Origin of the sequence: Mycobacterium sp. (assembly GCF_049683355.1) — a bacterium.
Lineage (GTDB): Bacteria > Actinomycetota > Actinomycetes > Mycobacteriales > Mycobacteriaceae > Mycobacterium.
Window position 1 is genome coordinate 1 of sequence record NZ_JBAUJB010000086.1, and the last position, 2,139, is coordinate 2,139.

The 2,139-nt window shown below is 67.9% G+C and carries 1 protein-coding gene; it reads right to left on the reverse strand.

Features of this window, described 5'->3' with window-relative positions; genetic code table 11:
* Positions 1-2,139, reverse strand: a 2,139-nt coding sequence (locus WA944_RS05465) for a molybdopterin-containing oxidoreductase family protein (RefSeq protein WP_526646500.1), incomplete at both ends; no start/stop codon positions are given.

The following is a 2,139-nucleotide window of genomic DNA, read 5'->3' on the forward strand; positions in this document are numbered from 1 at the left end:
CCACGTAACAGGAACTCAACGCCGAGGTCTGCGACAACGGGTCCACCGGGCCGGCGTCGACGAGCAGGTTCCGGTTGGCGCCGAACGACAGTGGCTCGGCGCCTCCGCGCGGGTCGAATATGCGTGAGCCCCAGCCGTGGTCGACCACCACCACGCCACGGCGGGGACGATCGCTCAGCGATGCCGTCAGTTCGATCTCGCCGACCGCCGAGAACACCTTGACCAGATCGCCGTCGCCGACACCCAGGTTCGCCGCATCCTGCGGATGCAGGAGTACCTCATTGCGTCTGCCCCCCGGGTGCAGGCCGGGCAACTCGTTGAGCCAGGAGTTCATCGAGTGCCGGTGGCGCCGGTTGGCGAGCTGGAACGGATAGTTCGCAGGCGCCTCGGGAGGGGACTCGGCGAGCAGTTCCCTGGCTCGCGCGACGAACTCGGCCGGCGCTGCGTGCACCTTCTTGTCGGGCGTGCGCAGTGCCTGCCTGAAGTGTCCGAACTCGCGTGGCCCCAGCACCCAGCCGTGCGGATGGGCCAGGATGTCGCGCCATTTGATCCTGCGCCCGTTGAATTTCCGCCCCGTGGTGACCACCAGGCGGTCGATCCAGTGCGGGGTGAACTCCAGGCTCGGCCGACCCGTCAACCGGGCGATCCGTCGGGTCGCCCCGATGAATCCGTTGAGCCCCTTGGCCCGGAACAGCGGCTTGCGCATGGCGATCGAGAGGTCGACGAAGATCCGCCTTTCCTGACGTGCGCCCGGCGGCGGGTCGACGGCCTTGGCCCCGTACTGCAGGTAGGGCTCGTCATGCATGTTGCTGGTGAACGCCAGCAGGTCGTCGCGCTCCAGCCAGTGCACCGCCGGCAACAGCCAGTGCGCATGGCGATGGCTCTCCCGCTGCACGAAGTCGATCGCGACCAGCAGGTCCAGCTGCGCCAGCGCTTCGTCCAGACGTGCCCCGTCGGGCCCGGACACCACCGGGTTGCCGCAGTTGATCACCATCGCCCGGATCTGACCGGGGCCGGGGGTGGTGATCTCGGCGGGGAGTTCGGACAACGCGTGGGCGCCGGCCACCATCTGCCGGCCCGACAGCCGGTTGCGGTGCGGGCTGGTCTTGACCATCCCCGACATCCTGAGGGCGTCGACGTAGCCCGGCTCGTACCGGCGGCCGCCGGGGCGGTCCATCCGGCCGGTGATCACGTTCAAGACGTGGCCGAGCCACTCCGCGACGGTACCGGCCAGGTGCAGCGACACACCTGTGCGGGTCACCACCATGGCCCGCCGGGCGGCGGCGAAATCTTTTGCCACGCTTGCGATCTGAGCGCGATCGAGGTCGCAACGCCGTGCCAGGTCGTCGAGGTCGGCCTGCGCGACGAGCTCGCGTAGCTCCGCGACCCCGGTGGCGAGTTCGGCGCAGTCCTGGGTGTGCTCCAGTCCGTCGTCGAGGATCACCTTGACCGTCGCCAGCAGCAATGCCCAGTCCTGACCGGGACGCACCGCCAGGTGGCGGTCTGCCTTCTCCGCGGATTCGGTCCGCAACGGGTCGACGACGACGATCTGGGCGCCCTGGGACTGGCGCGCCAGGGCGCGGCGCCAACCGCCGGGCACCGTTTCCAGCCAGTTCCAGGCGCTGACGGCAGGGTTGGTGCCGATCAACAGGAAGTAGTCACAGTTGTCGATGTCGGAGACCGGCGCCATCAGGATCGAGCCGTACATGGCCGCTGCCACCACGTGCATCGCGTTCTGGTCGATCGAGCCGACGAAGTAGCGGCTGCGGGTGCCGATCGCATCCAACCAGCCGTTCATGAAGATGATGTTGGAGGACGAGAAGCCGGACGGGTTGCCGTAGTAGACACCGCCGGCGTCCGGGCTGTCGGCGTCGATGACAGCGTTCATCCTCGACGCGATGTCGTCGATGGCCTCCTGCCAGGTCGCCTCGACGTACGAATCGCCCACGCGGCGCATCGGGGCCAGGATCCGCCTGGGATGTTCGACCAGCTGTGCAGCAGTGCGTCCCTTGGCGCAGAAGTCGCGCCAGCTGTGCGGATTCTGTTTGTCGGCTGAGATCTTGATGAGCCGGTTGTCCTCGACGGTCACGTCGACACGGCACGAGGCCAGGCAGTATCGGCAGAACGTGTGAACGGTCT